Annotated in this window: 2 protein-coding genes; both read right to left on the reverse strand. The window is 66.4% G+C overall.

Annotated features, from left to right (window positions below; all coding sequences use genetic code 11):
• Positions 1–349: 349 nt before the first annotated feature.
• Positions 350–1345, reverse strand: coding sequence for a zinc-dependent alcohol dehydrogenase family protein (locus tag BFF77_RS26615; protein WP_066954499.1), 996 nt, complete (start codon positions 1343–1345; stop codon positions 350–352).
• Positions 1346–1426: 81 nt separating this feature from the next.
• A complete protein-coding gene (locus tag BFF77_RS26620; RefSeq protein ID WP_066954502.1) occupies positions 1427–2263 on the reverse strand; it encodes an undecaprenyl-diphosphate phosphatase in 837 nt (278 codons plus the stop codon).
• Positions 2264–2419 lie beyond the last annotated feature (156 nt).

The following is a 2419-nucleotide window of genomic DNA, read 5'->3' on the forward strand; positions in this document are numbered from 1 at the left end:
TCCCCCTCCGGCTTCTCCCCCGCCGCCTTCTCCCCTTCCGCTGTCCCAGCCTCCGCCGCCTCGCCCTTCGCCTCACCGCCCGGAGCCCACCGCACTGCCCGCCGCAGCGCCGTCCTCGCCGTCGACGTCGCGCCCCTGTCCGTCCGTGCCTGCCCCACCGTGGTCTCCCGTCCGCATGACCTTGCCCCCCAAGACGAGTCACCAGGTGAATCAGTTTCCTGTTCTCCGCAGGGGCGTGCCGTGCCCGCCATCCGCGAGGACGCTCCGGCCGTGAGGAAGCTCCGCCCGTGAGGAGAGGACGCCCCGGCCCGCGCCTCCCGCCGCCGCCCTGCGGGACAGCCCTTACGCCTTACGCGGGGACGAGGAGGACCTTGCCCTGCTTGCCCGTCGTCTCCGCCTCTTCGACAGCGGCGCCGATCTCGCCGAGGGGGTATCTGTGCCCGGGAGAGGTCTCGACGATTCCCTCGTGCATCAGAGCCGTGATGTCCCGCGCCAACTGGCGCCGCTCCGCGTCTTCGAGCCTGGGCAGCCAATAGCCGAGCCAGAAGACCTCCAGAACGCGGCGGCCCGCGAGGATATGACGCGGATCCTCACCCACCCGGATCGGCTCACCCGTCAGGGAGCCGTAGACCAGCATTCTTCCGTCCTCGTGGAGCGCCTTGAACATCTGGGTGCCGGTTTCTCCCACCACCGGATCGATGGCGTATTTGACGCCCTCCGGACCGACGATTCCGCGCACTTGCCCGTCGATCGGGGCGTCGGTGGAGACAATGACGGCGTCGGCACCGAGAGCTTCCAGTTCGGCCACCGCCTCATGACGGCGGACGATGTTCACCGTACGGATTCCGTCATGTCCGGCCAGCCGAATGATCATGCGTCCCAGTTCGGAACCGGCCGCCGACTGAAGGAGCCATTCGCCTTTCGGGACGGCCAGTACACGCCGGACCATGAGAATGGCCGTGGCCGGATTGATGACGAAGGAGGCCACTTGCTCGTCGGGGAATTCTTCGGGTACCGGGAACAGATCGCCCGCCGGCACCACGGCGTATTCGGCCCAGTTTCCTCCCTGGCCGTTCACGACCGACACCCGCTGTCCGATGACGAGGTCTTTCACCTGTGGCCCCAGGGCGTCCACAACAGCGACACCCTCGAATCCGACAGGGGCCGGAAATTCCGCGTGGACCCCCGCGTAATATCCCCGTACATAGGAAAGGTCGGACGGGTTGACCGGGCTTGCCACGACACGGACCCGCACTTCTCCCTCTCCGGGTTCCGGAAGAGGCAGGTCCTCCACCGCGAGTACCTTCGCGGGCTCACCGTACTGATCGAATCGGACAGCCTTCATCCTTGTCATCTCCTTCGATCCGTCCAGAACAGCGTAGGCACGTACACGCCTTGCCGTCGCCCTGGCGGCGGCCCGCGGTCGTCAGGCGTTGAGGACGCCCGCGCCCAGAAGCCCGAAGAGCGCCAGGCCGATGACGACCCGGTAAACGACAAAGGCGTTGAAGGAGTGCTTGGCGACGAATTTCAGCAGCCAGGCGATGGAGGCGTACGCGACGACGAACGACACCACGGTGCCGACCGCCAGGGGCAGCGCGCCCACGCCGCCGCCCGTCGCGTCCTTGAGTTCGTACAGTCCCGCACCGGTCAGGGAGGGAATGCCGAGGAAGAAGGAGAGACGAGTCGCGGTGACCCGGTCCAGATCGAGAAGGAGACCGGTGGACATGGTCGCGCCGGAGCGTGAGAATCCGGGAAAGAGGAGCGCGAGGATCTGTGAACCGCCCACCAGCATGGCGTCCTTGAGCGAGGTGTCGTCCTCACCGCGCTTGTGCCGTCCTATCCGGTCGGCCGCCCACATCAGCCCGCTGCCGACGATCAGCGATCCGGCCACCACCCACAGCGAGGCGAGCGGCCCTTCGATGAGCGGCTTCGCGACCAGACCGACGACGACGATGGGAACGGTCGCGTAGATGACCCACCAGGCGAACCGGTAGTCATGGCGGTGCCGCTCCTCACGATGGACCAGACCGTTACCCCACGCGGAGACGATCCGCACGATGTCCTTGAAGAAATAGGTCAGAACGGCGGCGATGGCACCGACCTGGATCACCGCGGTGAAGGCGACGACCGCTTTGTCGTCCACCGGAATGTCCATCAGCCCTTCGGTGATCTTCAGATGTCCGGTCGAGGACACCGGAAGGAATTCGGTCACCCCTTCCACAATGCCGAGAATGACGGCCTGTCCCATGCTGATGGTGCTCAATTGTTCCGTCCTTCGCGTGTGGTCGACGGGCGCGGCGTGCGGCCTCGGCCACACATGACGCCGTACATGACGGTCGTACGTGACAGCCGGCGTCACGGGTCGGCGGGCCCGCGTGGCAAACTCAGGGAAGGCCGTCATCTTCTACGCGCGCGTAGA

Source organism: Streptomyces lushanensis (genome assembly GCF_001700515.1).
In the GTDB taxonomy this organism is placed as follows: domain Bacteria; phylum Actinomycetota; class Actinomycetes; order Streptomycetales; family Streptomycetaceae; genus Streptomyces; species Streptomyces lushanensis.

What these genes read in the sequence shown, in the direction of transcription:
- BFF77_RS26615 (WP_066954499.1), bottom strand. Translation starts at nt 1,345, where the DNA reads ATGAAGGCTGTCCGATTCGATCAGTACGGTGAGCCCGCGAAGGTACTC.